Raw genomic sequence first — 17,095 nt, forward strand, 5'->3', positions numbered from 1 at the left:
ATTGCTCATGTGTGACGAAGCCTATTCTTCTGCCGTCGATTCGCGCCGAAGCCGCATCTCTGTTGCCGAGGTTGCGCTCGCCGTTGGCGGGTTCGGCATCGGTACGGGCGAATTCGCCATCATGGGCCTGCTGCCGCAAGTGGCCGATGACGTCGGCGTTTCGGTGCCGCGCGCCGGCGCCGTCATCAGCGCCTATGCACTCGGCGTCGTCGTCGGCGCACCGTTGATCGCGGTGCTTGCGGCGCGGTTTTCCCGCTTTCGGGTGCTCTTGGTGCTGATGCTGCTGTTTGCGATCGGCAATTTCGCAAGCGCCATCGCACCGGATTTCTACACGCTGGTTGCCGCGCGCTTCTTTGCCGGTCTTCCGCACGGTGCCTATTTCGGTGTGGCGGCGCTCGTGGCTGCAGGGCTGGCTGCACCCAACCAGCGGGCGCGTGCCGTCGGGCGCGTGATGATGGGCCTGACGATCGCGACCCTGTTCGGAACGCCGCTCGTTGCCTGGTTCGGTCAGGCGCTCGGATGGCGGTCGGCCTTCGCCATTGTCGGCGGCATCAGCCTTCTGACCATTGCGCTCACCTGGTCCTACGTGCCGCGCGACAAGGGCAATCCGCAGGCGACGCCGCTGCGCGAGCTTGGCGCCCTGGGCAAGCTGCAGGTGTGGCTGATGCTCGGCATCTGCGCCATCGGCTGCGGCGGCATGTTCGCCGTCTTCAGCTACATCGCTCCGGCATTGACGGACGTCGCAGGCGTTTCCGTGGCGAACGTGCCGATCATGCTGTCGGTGTTTGGCGCCGGGATGATCCTCGGCAACATCGTCGGCTCCAGGCTCGCCGATTGGGCGCTGCTGCCGGCGATCGGCATCGCGCTTGCCTTCAATATCTTCGCTTATGTGCTGTTCTATTTCACCATGGGCAATCCGTGGATCGCCATCGTCAACGTCTTGTTCATCGGCGGCGGCTTTGCCGTCGTACCGGGTGTGCAGACCCGACTTATGGACGTGTCGGGCGAGGCGCAGACACTTGCCGCAGCACTCAGCCATTCCGCCTTCAACCTCGCCAATGCGCTCGGCGCCTGGCTTGGCGGCTGGTCCATTGCCGCTGGCTATGGTTGGACTTCGACTGGTCTGGTCGGTGCCGTCATGGGGGTTGCCGGTTTCGGTATCTTCCTCGCATCGGTTTTCGTCGATCGCGCCGAGACGACCAAGCGGGCGGCGATACGTGCGGCAGAATGACTTCTGCCATCAAATGAAGCCTGAGAGCTTGCGCGCCGCTAAATTTTTCTGTCATGTCCCGCCGCTAGCGTCGGCTGTGGCCCCGAAACTACCGTAAACCGGGGGCATGGGGGCGGCACTGCATAATTTTGCGCTTAAATCGGATCGATTTAAGCGCAAAATTATGCATCAGATCCTGGTACAGCGACCTTTGCACGTCTTTGTGGGAGACACGCGGCACTGTACAGGCTGGCAAGGCCTCGGGTTTGTTGTAAGGTCGTCTGGAGACGGAGGAATGTTGGTGCAGTTGGGCAATCGCGAACGAGAAAACCTTCCCGTAGAGCCGCGACTCTTCGGGCATGCGGCGGCGTCGCGCTCGGCTCTGGTTGGTCCGATCACCGCTGCGCGCTGGATGCTCGTCTTCGTGCTTCTGGCCGGCGTCTATTTCTTCCACGGCTTCCTCGTCCCGGTTCTGGCTGCTGTCGTCATCGGTTTTGCCAGCTGGCCGATTTATCGCCGCCTGCTGGCGGCCGTCGGCGGCAACCGCACACTGGCGGCGACCATTGCCATTATCTGCGTCGTCGCCTTCATCGTCGTGCCGATCTCGGTCGCTGCCGTCTACGCGGTCGACGAAGTGCGCGACTGGCTGGTCTGGGCGGTTGAAACCAATGCCAACGGCGCCGGCGTGCCCGTCTGGCTGACCTCGATCCCCGTCGCCGGTGCCTGGCTCGGCGAGCAATGGGTCAAATATGTCGGCCATCCCGGAGCGCTCGGCGAACTGGTGCAGCTCGTCAGCGGCTCCAACATCGGCAATATCTATCGCGGCGTGCTGGTCATCGGCGCGTCGGCGTTTCACGCCTTCCTGACGCTGCTCTTCATGCTGATCACGCTGTTCTTCGTCTATCGCGACGGACACTCCTTCTCCAAGCAGCTCGATCATCTCGGCGAACGCATCTTCCCGATGCGCTGGGAACGGCTGTCGCGCGTGGTGCCGCTGACGATCAGCTCGACGGTGACGGGCATGGGCATCATCGCCATCGGCGAGGGCATCGTGCTCGGCGTCGCCTATTGGCTGGCCGGCGTTCCCTCGCCGGTCACGCTCGGCATCATCACCGGCCTGATGGCGCTGATCCCCGGCGGTGCGCCGCTCTGCTTCACGCTGGTTTCCGTCTATCTCGTCGCCAGCGGCTCGCCGGTCCAGGGCATTGCGCTGTTTGCCTGGGGCACGACCGAACTCTTCATCGTCGACAAGACGTTGCGTCCGCGCCTTGTCGGCGGCCCGATCAAGCTGCCGTTCCTGCCGACCTTCTTCGGCCTCGTCGGCGGCGTGAAGACCATGGGCTTTCTCGGTCTGTTCGTCGGTCCGGTGCTGATGGCACTGCTCGTCGCCATCTGGCGCGAGTGGATGCGCGAAGTGACCACCGAAGCGGCACCCACCGTAAGCCCGATCATCAAGGGCTAGGGTTTTTCCAGCAAAGATGCGAAGCGGTTTTTCGCCAGGAAATGCGTAAAAACAAAGAGCTAAAGCGTTTCTGTTACTCAGTTTAAGTTGGAAACGCTCTGACGCCACCAATCCGCCAGCCGCCTTCGGACGGTGGCAGTATCCTTATCTTTTCCTTATGCGCGCGCGAAACCATCGCAATCGATAATTGACCCGCTGAGGGTGCATCATCCGGCCATAAACAGTTCCGGAGAATGCACATGTCCGATTTCCTTTTTCTTGCCGCCGGTCTCGGCGGCCTTGTCGTGTTTGCGCTCTACGCGCGCACGCTCAGCCGGCTCTAGGAGGCGTCGATGTTCGAAGCCTTCATTGGCCTCGCCGTCGCCTTTGCGCTCGCGGCCTATCTCATCGTGACCCTCGTTCGACCGGAACGGTTCTGATCGTTCAGCCGTATTTTGCGGAGAATTCCTCATGTCTATTATCGGGTGGCTGCAGATCGGCCTCCTCTTTCTCGCCGTCTTCCTCGCGATCAAGCCATTGGGCCTTTACATGGCCCGGGTTTTCGCTGGCGAGCGCAACTTCCTCTCTCCGGTTCTCGGACCCGTCGAGCGTGGGCTCTATCTCGCGGCTGGCGTCGATGCTAGGAAGGAGCAGGGCTGGCTCGCCTATACACTGTCGATGCTCGCCTTCAGCGCGGCCGGCTTCGCGCTTCTCTACGTCATCCTGCGCTTCCAGGGGTCGCTGCCGCTGAACCCGCAGGGGTTTGCCAACGTCCCGCCAGACCTCGCCTTCAACACGGCGGTCAGCTTCCTCACCAACACCAACTGGCAGTCCTATGGCGGCGAGACCACCATGAGCCATTTCAGCCAGATGGCCGGCCTGACAGTGCAGAACTTCGTGTCGGCTGCAACGGGCATCGCCATCGCGCTTGCCGTCACCCGCGCCTTTGCCCGCTCCGGCGCCGCGACACTCGGCAATTTCTGGGTCGATCTGACCCACTCGACCCTCTATGTGCTGCTGCCGCTGGCAGTTCTCGTTGCACTCGCTTTCGTCGCGATGGGTATGCCGCAGACGTTCCACGCTTCCGTCAGCGCCACCACGCTCGAGGGCGTGCAGCAGACGATCGCGCTTGGTCCGGTCGCAAGCCAGGAGGCGATCAAGCAGCTCGGCACCAATGGCGGCGGCTTCTTCAACGCCAATGCGGCGCACCCGTTCGAAAACCCGAGCGCGCTCAGCAACTACCTGTCGATCTTCGCGATGCTGTCGATCACCTCGGCGCTGGTCTACACCTTCGGCCAGATAGTCGGTGACCGCCGCCAGGGCTGGGCCTTCATCGCTGCCATGGCAACGTTGCTGATCGCCGGTATCGGCGTCATCTACTGGGCCGAAAGCTACGGCAACCCGATCCTGCACGGCCTCGGCCTCGAGGCGTCTCTCGGCAATATGGAAGGCAAGGAAGTCCGCTTCGGCCAAGCGATGTCGGCGGCTTATGCCGGCGTGACCACAGGCATTTCGACCGGTGCGGTCAACGGCATGCACGGCTCCTTCACCGGCATTGGCGGCCTTGTCCCCATGCTGCTGATCCAGCTTGGCGAAGTGCTGCCGGGCGGCGTCGGCTCCGGCCTTTACGGTATGGTCGTCTTCGCGATCCTCGCCGTCTTCGTCGCCGGCCTGATGGTCGGGCGCACGCCCGAACTGCTCGGTAAGAAGATCGAAGGCCGCGAGATGAAATACGCGATGCTGGCGATCCTCATCCTGCCCGCCTCGATCCTCGGCTTCACCGCGATTTCTGCCGTCATGCCCTCGGCTGTCGCCAGCATCGGCACGTCAGGTCCGCATGGCCTGTCGGAAATCCTCTACGCCTATACCTCTGCTACCGGCAACAACGGCTCCGCGTTTGGCGGCCTCTCGGCCAACACGCCCTGGTACAACACGACGCTCGGCTTCGCGATGCTGCTCGGCCGTTTCGCCTACGCGATACCGGTGCTGGCGATAGCCGGCTCAATCGCCGCCAAGACCCGCGTTCCGGCTTCCCAGGGAACCTTCCCGACGCACACGCCGCTCTTCGTCGGCCTGCTCATCGGCGTCATCCTCATCCTCGGCGGGCTGCAATATTTCCCGGCCCTCGCGCTTGGTCCCATCGTCGAGCAGTTCGCCATGCTCTCGGGCCAGACCTTCTGAAGGAACAGACAATGTCTTCGAAACCCGTCGCCCCAAGCCTTCTCGACCCGGCGATCCTGCTACCGGCCTTCAAGGCCGCATTCACCAAGCTCGACCCGCGCCAGCTTGTCCGCAACCCGGTGATCTTCGTCACCGAGGTGGTGGCAGCCATGGTCACGGTCTTCTTCATTCGCGATCTTGCGACTGGAACCGGCACGCCGCTGTTTTCGGGCCAGATTGCCGCCTGGCTGTGGTTCACGGTGCTGTTTGCCACCTTCGCCGAAGCGGTCGCCGAAGGACGCGGCAAGGCGCAGGCCGACAGCCTGCGCCGCACCAAGTCCGAACTGACGGCCCGCAAGCTTGTCTCGGCCGAAGGCAGGGAAACGCAGACCATTCCGGCGACATCGCTGAAGGTCGGCGATCTCGTGCTGGTCGAAGCCGGGGAACTGATCCCCGGCGACGGCGACGTCGTCGAGGGTGTCGCCTCGGTCAACGAAAGCGCCATCACCGGCGAATCCGCACCCGTCATCCGTGAGTCCGGCGGCGACCGCTCCGCCGTCACCGGCGGCACGCAGGTGCTGTCCGACTGGATCAAGATGCGCATCGGCACGGCGCCCGGCGACACCTTCGTCGACCGCATGATCGCGCTCATCGAAGGCGCGCAGCGCCAGAAGACCCCGAACGAGATCGCGCTCTCTATCCTGCTCTCGGGCCTGACGCTGGTCTTCCTGGTCGCCGTCGTGACACTCTGGGGTCTTGCCGGCTACTCCGGCACGGTTCTGTCGGTCACGGTTCTTGCAGCCCTGCTCGTCACGCTGATCCCGACCACCATCGGCGGCCTGCTGTCGGCCATCGGCATCGCCGGTATGGACCGGCTGGTGCGGTTCAACGTCATCGCCACATCCGGCCGCGCCGTCGAGGCGGCTGGCGACGTCGATACGCTGCTGCTCGACAAGACAGGCACGATCACCTTCGGCAACCGCATGGCCGCCAACTTCATGCCGGTCCCCGGCGTGACGGATGCCGAGCTTGCCGATGCCGCGCTGCTGGCAAGCCTTGCCGATGAGACCCCCGAGGGCCGCTCGATTGCCGCCCTTGCGACCGGCGAATTCGGTCGTCAGACGCCAGCCGTATCGCTGCCAGCTTCCGACAAGCAGACGAGCCGCGAGGTTGTGGCTCTGGCTGTCGGTGGCGGCTCGGTTCAAACAGGTGCCTTGGCAATTGATGCCGTCGTGCCCTTTGCCGCCGAAACGAGACTGTCGGGCGTCGATTTCGGCGGACGCCGGCTGCGCAAGGGCGCCGTGGATTCGATCCTGAAGTTTGCAGGCGTTCGCGACGAGAACGTGCCGGCCGAATTCCGCCGTGCCGTCGACCAGGTCGCGCGCACCGGCGGCACGCCGCTTGCCGTTGCGGACGGCAATCGCCTGCTCGGCGTCATCCACCTCAAGGACGTGGTCAAGCCTGGCATCAAGGAGCGCTTCGCGGCACTGCGTGCCATGGGGATACGCACCGTGATGGTGACCGGCGATAACCCGGTAACGGCAGCGGCAATCGCCTCGGAAGCCGGCGTCGACGATTTCCTCGCCGAAGCGACACCGGAAGACAAGCTCGGCTATATCCGCAAGGAACAGCAGGGCGGCCGATTGATTGCCATGTGCGGCGACGGCACCAACGACGCGCCGGCGCTGGCCCAGGCCGATGTCGGCGTGGCGATGCAGACCGGCACGCAGGCGGCGCGCGAGGCGGCCAACATGGTCGATCTCGATTCCAGCCCGACAAAGCTCATCGAGATCGTCGAGATCGGCAAGCAACTGTTGATGACGCGCGGCTCGCTGACGACCTTCTCGGTCGCCAACGACGTGGCAAAATACTTCGCCATCATCCCGGCGCTGTTCATCACCACCTATCCGGCGCTGGCCGCGCTCAACATCATGGGGCTGTCGTCACCGCAATCGGCAATCCTGTCAGCGGTCATCTTCAATGCCTTGATCATCGTCGCGCTCATCCCGCTGGCGCTGAAGGGCGTCAAGTATCGCCCGGTCGGCGCCGCAGCACTCCTGCGCCGCAACCTGCTGGTCTATGGCCTCGGCGGCCTCCTGCTGCCCTTTGCCGGCATCAAGCTCGTCGACGTCGTCGTCTCTGCTCTCAATCTGGTGTAATCATGTTGAACCAACTTCGTCCCGCAATCGTCATGGCCTTGTTGCTGACTGCGATCACCGGCCTTGCATATCCCTTCGCGATCACCGGCGTTGCCCAGGCATTGATGCCGGCGCAGGCCAATGGCAGCCTGATCCGCATCGATGGCGCGATCGTCGGCTCCGATCTGATCGGGCAGAACTTCACCGCCGACAAATATTTCTGGCCGCGCCCCTCCGCGACCGGGCCCGAAGCCTACAACGCCGGCGGCTCGACCGGATCCAACCTCGGCCCGACCTCGGTCAAACTGAAGGACCGGGTTGCCGCCGACGTCGAGAAGCTGCGCGCCAGCGGTATAACAGGCGAGATCGCCGCCGATGGCGGCACCGCGTCCGGCTCCGGCCTCGATCCGCATATTTCGCCGGCTTTCGCCCGCGAGCAGGTGTCCCGTGTTGCCAAGGCCCGCGGGTTTGCGGAAGCCGACGTGGCGAGCCTGGTCGAACAGGCGACGGAAGGTCGTCTGCTCGGGATCATAGGCGAGCCGCGCGTCAATGTGCTAGAACTCAACCTCGCTCTGGATGCCCGGAGAAGCTGAGTGTGAAGCCTGAGATGCGGCCAGAGACGCTGCCAGAGACCCTGAATGCCTGAAACCGACCGCGAATCGAAAAGCCGTCCGGACCCGGACGCACTGCTGGCGCTGGCCGGGCAGGGGCGAAAGGGGAAGCTCACGGTTTTTCTCGGCGCAGCCCCCGGCGTCGGCAAGACCTACACGATGCTGACGCGGGCGCGTCGGTTGAAGGCCGATGGCGTCGACATCGTCATCGGTCTGGTGGAAACCCACGGGCGCGGCGAGACCGCCGCGCTCGTCGAAGGGCTGGAGATACTGCCGCGCCGCGATGTCAACCATCGCGGCCGTGTGCTTTCCGAATTCGATCTCGACGCGGCGCTCGCCCGCCGTCCGCGGATCATCGTCGTCGACGAACTGGCGCACAGCAACCCCGAGGACAGCCGCCATCCGAAGCGCTACCAGGATGTCGAAGAGTTGATTGCCGCCGGCATCGACGTCTGGACGGCACTCAACATCCAGCATCTGGAAAGCCTGTCCGATGTCGTTGCCCAGATCACCGGCGTTCCGGTGCGCGAGCGGGTGCCCGACACGGTTCTCAGCCGTGCCGATGACGTGCTGCTCGTCGACCTGCCGCCGGCCGAACTGATCGAGCGGCTGAACCAAGGCAAGGTCTATCTGCCTGACAGCGCCAAGCGCGCGATCGAGCGCTTCTTCCGCCTCGGCAATCTGACGGCGCTACGCGAGCTGGCGCTGCGGCGGACGGCCGACCGCGTCGACGACCAGATGGTCGACTATCTCAAGCAGAACGCCATCGAAGGCCCCTGGGCGAGCGGCGAACGTCTGCTGGTGTGCATCGGGCCCGACCCGCTGTCGGAAAAGGTCGTGCGCACCGCCAGCCGCCTGGCCTCGGGGCTGAATGCGCCATGGATCGTCGTCTTCATCGAGCGGGCCGACCGCGAAAGCGGCGATGGCGAAGCGGCGCGACGGCTTGACGAGACTTTTCGCCTGGCCGAACAGCTCGGCGCCGAAACCCGCCGCATCGTCGGCAACGATTTCGTCGAGGAGATCCTCAAGCTCGCCCGTCGCGAGCATGCGACGCAGATAGTCATCGGCATCAGGCGCCAGCGGTTCCCGCTACGGCTGTTCCGGCAATCGCTTCCCGACGCGCTGGCCGAACGCATCACCGGCGTCGGCATTCATCTGGTTACCGACAAGGAGCAGCCGCGTCCGAAAAGTCGCCTGAGCGTCAAGCGGCAAATGCCGGAGGGCTTCGGGCGGGCGCTCGCGATCGCGGCCGTCACCGTGGCGGCGGCGACTGCACTTGGCGTCCTGATCGAGCGCTTCATCATCCTGCCGAATATATCGCTGCTGTTCCTGCTGGCGGTGCTGGCGTCGGCGACCTATGCCGGCCACGTCGCGGCGATCGCGGCTGCCCTGTTTTCGGTTCTTGCCTACAACTTCTTCTTCATCGATCCGGTCGGCACCTTCACGGTCGCCGAACCGCACGAAGTCTTCGCGCTGTTCATTTTCCTGGTCGCGGCTGCGCTTGCCGGTAGTCTGGCCTCCCGGGTGCGCGAACAGGCGAAATCAGCGCGACGCCGTGCCGCGGCGACGCAGGCGCTCTACGATTTCTCCCGCAAGCTCTCGGGTACCGCCAATGTCGACGATGTGCTCTGGGCGGCGGTGACCCAGATGCAGACGACGCTGAAGCGCAATGTCGCGCTGCTGTTGCCGGAGGAGGGCGATCTGCAGCTCAAGGCCGCGTGGCCTCCGGACACCGAGCTCGATGTCACCGATACCATGGCAGCGCGCTGGGCGATGGACAAGCAGGAGGCGGCCGGCAACGGCACCGGTACGCTGCCGAACAGCCCCTTCCATTTCCGACCGTTGACCAGCCCGCATGGCGTCGTCGGCGTCTGCGGTTTCGCCCAGGCCGGCAAGCCGCTGGAGATCAACGAAGAGCGGGCGCTCGCCGCCATCCTCGACCAGACGGCGATCGCCATCGACCGGGCGCGCCTTTCGCGCGAGAGCCTCGATCACGCCGCCAAGCTGGAGGGCGAGCGGTTTCGCGCTGCCTTGCTGTCATCGATCTCGCACGATCTGCGCACGCCGCTTGCCACCATCACCGGCGCCGTCACCAGCCTGCGCCAGCTGGGCGACCGCATGCCGCCGGAAAGCCGCGACGACCTGCTGCAATCGATCGAGGAGGAGGGCGCACGGTTGACGCGTTTCGTCGCCAACCTCTTGGACATGACCCGCATCGAAGCGGGGACAGTCAATGCCAAGCGCGACTGGGTGGATGTCGCCGACGCCGTGCGGGCAGCCGTCGATCGGGCGCGTAAGTATTTTCCGGACCGTGAGATCGAAACCAGCATCGCGCCCGAACTACCGTTGATGCGCGGCGACAGCGTGCTTCTCGGCCAGGTGCTCTTCAACCTGCTCGACAACGCCAACAAATACGGCGGCGAGGAGCCGGTCAGCATCTATGCCAGGCGGGACGGCAACGAGATTGTGCTGTCGGTCACCGATCTCGGCAAGGGGATTGCTCACGGTGATCTCGAACACGTATTCGAAAAATTCTTCCGGCGGGGCAAGGTGGATGGCCGCACGCCGGGCACCGGCCTCGGACTGTCGATCGCCAAAGGCTTCGTCGAGGCCATGGGCGGCCGCATCAAGGCTGAGAGCCCGGCTTTGAGGCGTCGCGGAACGCGCATTTCCATGCGTTTTCCCGCCGCCGAAGCAGAAATTTCTGAAAAGGACCGTGCATGAGCGTGGAGCGCATCCTCGTTGTCGACGACGAACCCCAGATCCAGCGTTTTCTGCGACCGGCGTTGAGTGCCGCTGGCTATGACGTGCTTGAGGCGCTGACGGGCACCGAGGCGCTGAAGGCGGCGGCGACCACCGCGCCCGATGTGGTGATTCTCGATCTCGGCCTGCCCGACATGGACGGCAAGGATGTGATCGCCAACATCCGCGCCTGGTCGCAGGTGCCGATCATCATCCTGTCGGCTCGCGACCGCGAGAGCGAAAAGATCGCTGCCCTCGACCTCGGCGCCGACGACTATATCGAAAAACCTTTCGGCATCGGCGAGCTGACGGCGCGCATCCGGGCAGCGCTTCGCCACCGCATCCAGATGGAGGGCGGCCACACCCAGCTCTCGGCCGATGGCGTGGCGATCGATACGATCAAGCGGCTGGTGACGCGCGACGGCGAGCCGGTGCGTCTGACGCCGAAGGAGTATGATCTGCTCGTCATGCTGGCGCACCATGCCGGACGCGTCGTCACCCACAAGACGCTGCTGACCTCGGTCTGGGGCGCGGCGCATGGAGAGGACCTGCATTATCTGCGCGTCTTCATCGGCCAGTTGCGCGGCAAGATCGAGCGCGATCCGGCCGACCCGAAGATTATCCGCACCGAGCCTGGTGTCGGTTACCGCTTCGTCGGCGACGACGACTGAGGCCGACCGGTTTTTCCGGTCGGCCCTCGAAACGTCCACTCAGTTGATCACCAGCGGCTTCGGTTGGTCTTCGGACAGCGTGTCGCCGACCACCTGCCGCTTTTTCGTCGGGCGTGGATTCTCGATGATGCTGACCGGCGCGGACAGCGTTGTCGCAGCGACGTTGCCGACGCCTCTGGCTGTGCCGGCGACGACGGCCGCAATGCCCGTGCCGACCGAAATGTTGGAATCGGTCAGAGTCTGGCCCTTGATCAGCCGCTGGCCGATCAATTGCACGATCTCCGGGCTTTCGGCGAACTTGCCGTGATGCAGCCCGTCATCGGTCTCAACCTTGGTCAGGTCGATGGCGGTGATGCCGGATTTCTCCAGGTCCGTGCGATAGGGTTCCTTCGATGGGTCGATGGCGCCGAGCCTAGAAACGTCACCGGAAATGAAACTCGAAAGCGCGAGCGCACGGTCGTCCTGCGAGACGAAGATCGTGAACTTCGGTTTCTTCTTGCCCATCTCCACCCATTGCTTGGCAAAGACGTCGAGGTCGATATCGGGAGAGGCTAGGATCACGTTCTGGATCTTCGAGGGGACGTTGCCGTCGCGAATACCCATCTGCCTGAGCGATTCCATCGTCAGCCAGGTGCCCATGGAATGGGCCAGGATGGTGATGTCCTTGACATCAGGCGCGTCGGCGAGGATGCGCAGCGTATCCTCGAGTGCGGTGCGCGAGTAGTTCGTGCTTTCCTTGTCGTAATTGTATTCGAACACATTGGCGCGCGACGGCCAGGTGAACAGGATCGGCGTTGTCTGGGCGCCGGAATCATGGATGATCTGCGCAAGCCGGAAGACGGAATCCTCGTAGCGGTTGTTGAAGCCGTGAACGAAAACGAAGGTGTGGCCGCCGACACTGTGCTGCCTGAACCAGGCCTTGCCGTCGGCAAGTGTGTCGAGTTCCCGCACCCGCGTTACCGCAAAGTCGGTCGCCGGATTGGGCGGCAGCTTGCGCGGCCATTGCACGGTGCCGGGCTTGCGCACCGAATCCGGAGGGATCGATACCGAAACATCGGTCATGAAGGTGTTGACGTCTCTTTCGCCTGAAAACAGAGTCGCAGGATCGCCGGAAGGCTGCCGGGTCGTTGCGACCAGCATGTCCACCTGTGAGGTTTTCGGTGTTTGTGCCGTCAGGGCGACCGGCGTCATCACGCCCTTGGGCTTGCCACCGCACCCGGCAAGCCCCAGCGAGAGGACAACGGGGAGGATGATCGTCATCATTGCCGGCATCCGCGCCGTCGAGATCTTAATACGCGCATTCTCAATCATCGGCGCCCCACGCAGAAACAAAACGAGCCGCATCAGACTGTGCTTTCGCGACGGCGCGATGACAGCATTCCGGGCCGGCGGATGCAAGCGGGTACTTCCCGGGTTCTCGCGTTATGGTGGCGCTGTGCAGATAGCGGCTGCTTAGGCGGCGGCCCAGCCGGCGGACCTTGGCGCTTCTCGCAGGCGCCGATCCGTGCTAGGAGCGCGGTCAAAGGGATAACCGAAGCTCTGCCTCGAAACCCGGTGTGCAACCAGTCGCCACACCGGGAAGACCTTTTCCGATCGTGGCGTCCACCGATCGGGAAAGGCAACATGAACATCCCCCTTCTTCTCCTCGCATTGGCGACCTTCGCCACCGGCACGGCGGAAAATCTCGTCATCGGCATCCTGCCCGATGTGGTGTCAGGGCTCGGCGTCTCGATCGGCCTCGCCGGGCAGCTGACGTCGGTCTTCTCCGTGACATTCGCGTTGGCGGCGCCGGCAGCCCTCATGCTGACGGCGCGCCTGGAGCGCAGGACCCTGCTTTTAGTGACGCTGGGGCTCTTCATCACAAGCAACGTCGTGGCCGCTGCCAGCCCGAATTACGGCGTCCTGGTTGCCGCCCGCATCGGCATGGCGGCCGCGAGCGCAGCGTCTTTATCGGCCTTGAGCTGTTTGCGGCCTGCGTGATGTTGGCATGTGGCTGGTTCGTACCGGGGGGCGGTCGGTCGAAGCCGGCGCACGGTGGCTCCTATGCCGGCCATCTGCGCTCGCTACCCTGCGTCTGCGCGCAGCTCGTGTCCGTGCTGATGATCGGCGGTCACTTCATCCTGTTCGCCTATCTCGCACCCTATCTGGCCGAGATCGTCGGGATGCGGGGCGATGAGGTCGTCACAGCCTTTTTCGCCTTCGGCGTGGCCGGCGTCTGCGGTGGATATCTCGGCGGCCGGTTCAGCGATGCCGTTCCGCCGCGGCTGGCGATCCGGTTGACGCCGCTCGCCTACCTGCTTGCGCTGATCGCCGTACCCTTCATGTCCGAGATGCGCCTGCTGTTCCTAGTGGTGATGATGCTGTGGGGCTGCATCAGCTGGATGATTTCGCCCGTGGTGCAGAGCTTTCTGATCAGCCAGAGCCCCGAGACGGCGGAAGCCGGCATCGGTCTCAACCTGTCGGCGATGCATGTCGGCGTCGGGCTGGGCACGGGCATCGGCGGTCTGCTTGTCGAAGCGGCCTCGCCATCTGTGCTTCCGGCCGCAGCCGCGATTCTGGCGGGCCTTGCCGTGGTCGCGGCATTCGCGCGACATGGCGTGTGCCAGCGCCGGAAAGGGCCGATCGCCAGCCGGCGGCGTGAGCGAGCGGTCGACAGCGCCGCGCGTCTTATTAGACGCGCAAAGGTCGCTGTAGCACTTTGAATTGCTGCATGTCTTTTGTCCTTAAATCGAATAGGATTTAAGGAAACATGCAGTAGGCTGTCGTTTGACTGCAGATCAGGATGTGGCGCCGGGTAGCGGCAGGTTGAGCGCCGGGCCGGGGCTGACGCCGTGCTGTCGGCGGACCTGCCGCGATGCGCTGCCGTCGAACAGCGACATTGGCAACGTCCCTGTCAGGATCCAGCGATAGGGCGAGCCGGCATCCGGTTCGCGCGATTGATGCGGTATCGACGCCAACGGCAGCACGTATTCCGGACGGCGCAGGCCCGCGTCCTTGTTTCCGAGCCAGGTGAGCACGACAAACACCTCGCCGCCGATCTCCAGCGCCGACAAGGAACAGGTCCGGCCGGAGACATTGGCCTGGACGGCATCCTCGTGAACTTGAAAACGGCTGACTTTAAGCGACATCGATCGGCTTCCTCGAAATGGACCTCTTGCCGGCCGCTCATGCGTGGCAAGACGAGCTGACCTTCGGCCAGCTTCAGACTTTCATCCCGCTACAGTGCTCATTTCTTTGAAGGAAAATGGTGCCGCTTAGCAGACTCGAACTGCTGACCCCATCATTACGAATGATGTGCTCTACCAACTGAGCTAAAGCGGCCCTGAGGCGGTTCCGCGAAAAGTCCGCGGAACGAAGTGTGAGGCGCTGATAAACGCAAAGCGCCAAGATTTCAAGCCATCAGTTTCGAGAACTTGAAAATTCCTTGTTGGCGGCGATCGTGGGGGCGGGGCGGAGCCCGAGGCGGGCGCGCGCGGCGTCGTATTCGCGCTCCCACCGATCGACCATATGCGCGACCGAAGTGACCTCGCGGACCGCGCCGATGCCCTGGCCGCAGCCCCAGATGTCCTTCCAGGCCTTGGCGCCCTCGGTGGCCTGGGCGAAGTCCATCTTCGACGGGTCGGCTTCCGGCAGGCTTTCCGGGTCCATGCCAGCCGCCAAGATCGATGGCTTCAGGTAGTTGCCGTGAATGCCGGTGAAGTAGTTGGAATAGACGATGTCGGCGGCATTGCTGTCGACGATCATCTGCTTGTAGGCGTCGCTGGCGCGCGCTTCTTGCGTGGCGATGAAGGGCGAGCCGATATAGGCCATGTCGGCGCCCATCGCCTGGGCTGCCAGGATGGCGCCGCCATTGGCGATCGCGCCGGAGAGAAGCAAGGGGCCGTCGAACCAGGAACGGATTTCCTGGACGAGGGCGAAAGGCGAGAGCGTGCCCGCATGGCCGCCCGCGCCCGCTGCAACGGCGATCAGGCCGTCGGCGCCCTTGCGGATCGCCGAATTGGCGTGGCGGTTGTTGATCACGTCGTGCAGCACGATGCCGCCGTAGGAATGAATGGCGGCGTTGACCTCGGGCACGGCACCGAGCGATGATATCACCACCGGCACCTTATACTTGATGCAGAGCATCAGGTCCTGTTCGAGGCGGGTGTTGGACTTGTGGACGATCTGGTTGACGGCAAAGGGGGCAGCCGGACGGCCGGGGTTCTTGGCGTCGTGGTCGGCCAGCGTTTCGGTGATTTCGGCAAGCCACTCGTCGAGCTGCGATTGCGGGCGGGCGTTCAATGCCGGGAAGGACCCGACCACTCCTGCCTTGCACTGCGCGATCGTCAGTTTGGGATGCGAGACGATGAACAAGGGTGCGCCGACAACAGGCAGTCTCGTCGTTCCGGAAAGAATTGGCGGCAGCGACATCGAGTTCTCCATCCCATGAAATTTTTGACGTTTGCGTAAACGTCAAAATAGATAGCAGCAAGTTGCGCGCTTGCAAAGATGCGGATTTTCGAAGCGAAGCGACGGTTCGGAAGCAGTTTTCCCCGCCGTTGCCGGGGCTGCCGGCGCGTCGGACTTGCGGATTTTGAAAGCAGCGGTTACGCAATTGTTAACAAAACCAACGGCGTGCATCCGGAATTAACCGATAAGAGCTTGCGGATGATGAAAAAGGCACCGATCGAATGCCGAGCGCCGGCGGGGGCTACTGCATAATCCTTTAAATCGGATCCGATTCAGGGATAGGATTATGCAGCAGATTTAAGGCGTTACAGCGTCCTTTACGCGTCATATTTGACGCGCGGCGCTGTAAGGCCCGGTGTGCACAGAAGGATTTGACGTGAGCGGACTCGAAACTGCAATCCGAAATGCGCTGGAGCGCTCCGACAGAACCAACGCCGAAACGCGGGCGCGCATCTATCAATCTGCGCGACAGGCGCTGGAAACCGGGCTGCAGAAGCAGGGAATCGAGGATCAGAACGTCGTCGCCCAGCAGCGCCATCGGCTGGAAGCGGTCATCCATGCGATCGAAACCGAGGAGCGCGCGGCGTTGAAGGCACGCCCGGCGCCGACCCCTTCGGTCAGCCTCGACGACGCGGTCACGCCACGCGATACAGCAACGAGCAGGCCCGAGCTGCAGCCGTCCGCGCCCGCTAGCGGCCGCCGCGAGCCGGCTTTCGCCGGCCAGGCACCGCGCGATGCGCCGAATGACGGTGGGCTTGGCAGCCTTCGCGCCGACCGCGATGGCCCCGTTGTCTCGACGGCAGCGGCCGGCGAGGTCGCGGCCAGGCAGTCGCATGAAGGCCGAGGCGCAGTTGCGCCGGAAGCGCGCGCGACGGACGGTCGCAAGCGGGGGCGTCTGCTTTCGCTCGCCATGGTCGTTGCGACGCTTGCCGCCGCGGTCGTGGCTGCCGTCTGGTGGGTCGAGACCAACAATCTGCTGCAGTCGCCGGCCGCGCGCGATACCAATGTCGCCAACCCGCCGGCAACAGTGGCATCGCAGGATTTCGACGGTGCCGCCGGTCTGCAGACCCTCGGTGCCCAGGAAGGCTTCACCGGCGACTGGGTCGAGGTGTATGCGCCCGGCAAGACAGGCGCGATCACGCCCGGCCCGCAGGCGACCGCCGAACAGGTCAACGACGATGGCGGACCGCGCGCCCTGCTGACATCTGGGAATGCCGATGCCGACGGTGACGTGACCATCGAGATCCCGGCCGCGATCCTGGCCGAGCTTTCAGGCAAGACGTCGACACTGGCGTTGACCGTCCAGGCCGCACCTGGCAAGTCGACCGAGTTTGCGGTGGAGTGCAACTTCTCTTCGCTGGGCGAGTGCGGTCGCCACCGTTTCACCCTGCATGACGAACGGGTCGACATGCTGTTCAAGGTCACCTTCGATCGCAGCCTTGCGCCGAGTGCTGCCGGGCAGATCGTCATCAACAGCGACATCAGCGGCGGCGGCAAGGGCATGAACCTTTACGCCATCCGCGTCCTGCCGGGTCAATAATCCCAACGCAGGTGGGTATAGACCGACGGGCGGCCGGCTGACGCTAAAGCGCGTCCCGATCTCAAGTGTTCTCTTGTTGCGCTTTACAGCGCCGCGCGTCTTTTCTTGCGCATGTCGTTGTCGCAAAATCGCT

General features: G+C 63.9%; 13 protein-coding genes and 1 tRNA gene. 10 read left to right on the forward strand and 4 right to left on the reverse strand.

The annotated features are described in order from the left end of the window. Positions 1-7 precede the first annotated feature (7 nt). The 7 genes from ASD52_RS13610 (at position 8) to ASD52_RS13640 (ending at position 10,973) form a co-directional block, all read left to right on the forward strand. A complete protein-coding gene (locus ASD52_RS13610) occupies positions 8-1,231 on the forward strand; it encodes an MFS transporter (protein WP_025425782.1) in 1,224 nt (407 codons plus the stop codon). 280 nt (positions 1,232-1,511) lie between these two features. After that, positions 1,512-2,672 (forward strand): AI-2E family transporter, encoded by a 1,161-nt coding sequence (locus ASD52_RS13615; RefSeq protein ID WP_025425783.1) that lies wholly within the window; start codon positions 1,512-1,514, stop codon positions 2,670-2,672. Positions 2,673-3,122: 450 nt separating this feature from the next. Beyond that, the gene (gene kdpA, locus ASD52_RS13620; RefSeq protein ID WP_057204271.1) at positions 3,123-4,832 is read left to right on the forward strand and encodes a potassium-transporting ATPase subunit KdpA; all 1,710 of its coding nucleotides are present in this window, start codon (positions 3,123-3,125) and stop codon (positions 4,830-4,832) included. 11 nt (positions 4,833-4,843) lie between these two features. Continuing rightward, complete coding sequence (gene kdpB, locus ASD52_RS13625) at positions 4,844-6,970, forward strand: potassium-transporting ATPase subunit KdpB (RefSeq protein WP_025425785.1); 2,127 nt, start codon at positions 4,844-4,846, stop codon at positions 6,968-6,970. 2 nt (positions 6,971-6,972) lie between these two features. Then, positions 6,973-7,542 (forward strand): potassium-transporting ATPase subunit KdpC, encoded by a 570-nt coding sequence (gene kdpC / locus ASD52_RS13630; RefSeq protein WP_025425786.1) that lies wholly within the window; start codon positions 6,973-6,975, stop codon positions 7,540-7,542. A gap of 45 nt (positions 7,543-7,587) precedes the next feature. Then, the gene (locus ASD52_RS13635; protein WP_025425787.1) at positions 7,588-10,284 is read left to right on the forward strand and encodes a sensor histidine kinase KdpD; all 2,697 of its coding nucleotides are present in this window, start codon (positions 7,588-7,590) and stop codon (positions 10,282-10,284) included. Continuing rightward, the gene (locus ASD52_RS13640) at positions 10,281-10,973 is read left to right on the forward strand and encodes a response regulator (protein ID WP_025425788.1); all 693 of its coding nucleotides are present in this window, start codon (positions 10,281-10,283) and stop codon (positions 10,971-10,973) included. The genes ASD52_RS13635 and ASD52_RS13640 overlap by 4 nt, the downstream gene beginning before the upstream one ends. A gap of 39 nt (positions 10,974-11,012) precedes the next feature. Here the strand turns inward: ASD52_RS13640 and ASD52_RS13645 are convergent, their stop codons facing one another. Beyond that, positions 11,013-12,236: an alpha/beta hydrolase gene (locus ASD52_RS13645; RefSeq protein WP_244494167.1), complete on the reverse strand. Its 1,224-nt coding sequence runs from the start codon at positions 12,234-12,236 to the stop codon at positions 11,013-11,015. Between the two features lie 360 nt (positions 12,237-12,596). Between ASD52_RS13645 and ASD52_RS39975 the strand changes: the two genes are divergently transcribed. Next, a complete protein-coding gene (locus ASD52_RS39975; RefSeq protein WP_057224639.1) occupies positions 12,597-12,953 on the forward strand; it encodes an MFS transporter in 357 nt (118 codons plus the stop codon). Continuing rightward, positions 12,953-13,675 (forward strand): MFS transporter, encoded by a 723-nt coding sequence (locus ASD52_RS39980; RefSeq protein ID WP_051509152.1) that lies wholly within the window; start codon positions 12,953-12,955, stop codon positions 13,673-13,675. The genes ASD52_RS39975 and ASD52_RS39980 overlap by 1 nt, the downstream gene beginning before the upstream one ends. Positions 13,676-13,750: 75 nt before the next feature. Here the strand turns inward: ASD52_RS39980 and ASD52_RS13660 are convergent, their stop codons facing one another. The 3 genes from ASD52_RS13660 to ASD52_RS13670 all read right to left on the reverse strand — a co-directional run bounded on the left by ASD52_RS13660 (position 13,751) and on the right by ASD52_RS13670 (position 15,383). Beyond that, positions 13,751-14,101, reverse strand: a complete 351-nt coding sequence (locus ASD52_RS13660) for a hypothetical protein (RefSeq protein WP_025425790.1) — start codon at positions 14,099-14,101, stop codon at positions 13,751-13,753. A 117-nt stretch (positions 14,102-14,218) separates the two neighbouring features. Beyond that, a tRNA-Thr gene (locus ASD52_RS13665) sits at positions 14,219-14,294 on the reverse strand. A 78-nt stretch (positions 14,295-14,372) separates the two neighbouring features. Further along, positions 14,373-15,383, reverse strand: coding sequence for a nitronate monooxygenase family protein (locus ASD52_RS13670; protein WP_025425791.1), 1,011 nt, complete (start codon positions 15,381-15,383; stop codon positions 14,373-14,375). Positions 15,384-15,798: 415 nt separating this feature from the next. Here ASD52_RS13670 and ASD52_RS13675 point away from each other — a divergent pair, with 415 nt between their 5' ends. Then, positions 15,799-16,962 (forward strand): hypothetical protein, encoded by a 1,164-nt coding sequence (locus ASD52_RS13675; RefSeq protein ID WP_057224641.1) that lies wholly within the window; start codon positions 15,799-15,801, stop codon positions 16,960-16,962. Positions 16,963-17,095: the final 133 nt, after the last annotated feature.

The organism is Ensifer sp. Root142, from assembly GCF_001426785.1.
Classification (GTDB): Bacteria; Pseudomonadota; Alphaproteobacteria; order Rhizobiales; family Rhizobiaceae; genus Ensifer; species Ensifer canadensis.

What these genes read in the sequence shown, in the direction of transcription:
- ASD52_RS13610 (WP_025425782.1), top strand. Translation starts at nt 8, where the DNA reads ATGTGTGACGAAGCCTATTCTTCTGCCGTCGATTCGCGCCGAAGCCGC.
- kdpA (WP_057204271.1), top strand. Translation starts at nt 3,123, where the DNA reads ATGTCTATTATCGGGTGGCTGCAGATCGGCCTCCTCTTTCTCGCCGTC.
- kdpB (WP_025425785.1), top strand. Translation starts at nt 4,844, where the DNA reads ATGTCTTCGAAACCCGTCGCCCCAAGCCTTCTCGACCCGGCGATCCTG.
- kdpC (WP_025425786.1), top strand. Translation starts at nt 6,973, where the DNA reads ATGTTGAACCAACTTCGTCCCGCAATCGTCATGGCCTTGTTGCTGACT.
- ASD52_RS13635 (WP_025425787.1), top strand. Translation starts at nt 7,588, where the DNA reads ATGCCTGAAACCGACCGCGAATCGAAAAGCCGTCCGGACCCGGACGCA.
- ASD52_RS13640 (WP_025425788.1), top strand. Translation starts at nt 10,281, where the DNA reads ATGAGCGTGGAGCGCATCCTCGTTGTCGACGACGAACCCCAGATCCAG.
- ASD52_RS13645 (WP_244494167.1), bottom strand. Translation starts at nt 12,236, where the DNA reads ATGATGACGATCATCCTCCCCGTTGTCCTCTCGCTGGGGCTTGCCGGG.
- ASD52_RS39975 (WP_057224639.1), top strand. Translation starts at nt 12,597, where the DNA reads ATGAACATCCCCCTTCTTCTCCTCGCATTGGCGACCTTCGCCACCGGC.
- ASD52_RS39980 (WP_051509152.1), top strand. Translation starts at nt 12,953, where the DNA reads ATGTTGGCATGTGGCTGGTTCGTACCGGGGGGCGGTCGGTCGAAGCCG.
- ASD52_RS13660 (WP_025425790.1), bottom strand. Translation starts at nt 14,101, where the DNA reads ATGTCGCTTAAAGTCAGCCGTTTTCAAGTTCACGAGGATGCCGTCCAG.
- ASD52_RS13670 (WP_025425791.1), bottom strand. Translation starts at nt 15,383, where the DNA reads ATGTCGCTGCCGCCAATTCTTTCCGGAACGACGAGACTGCCTGTTGTC.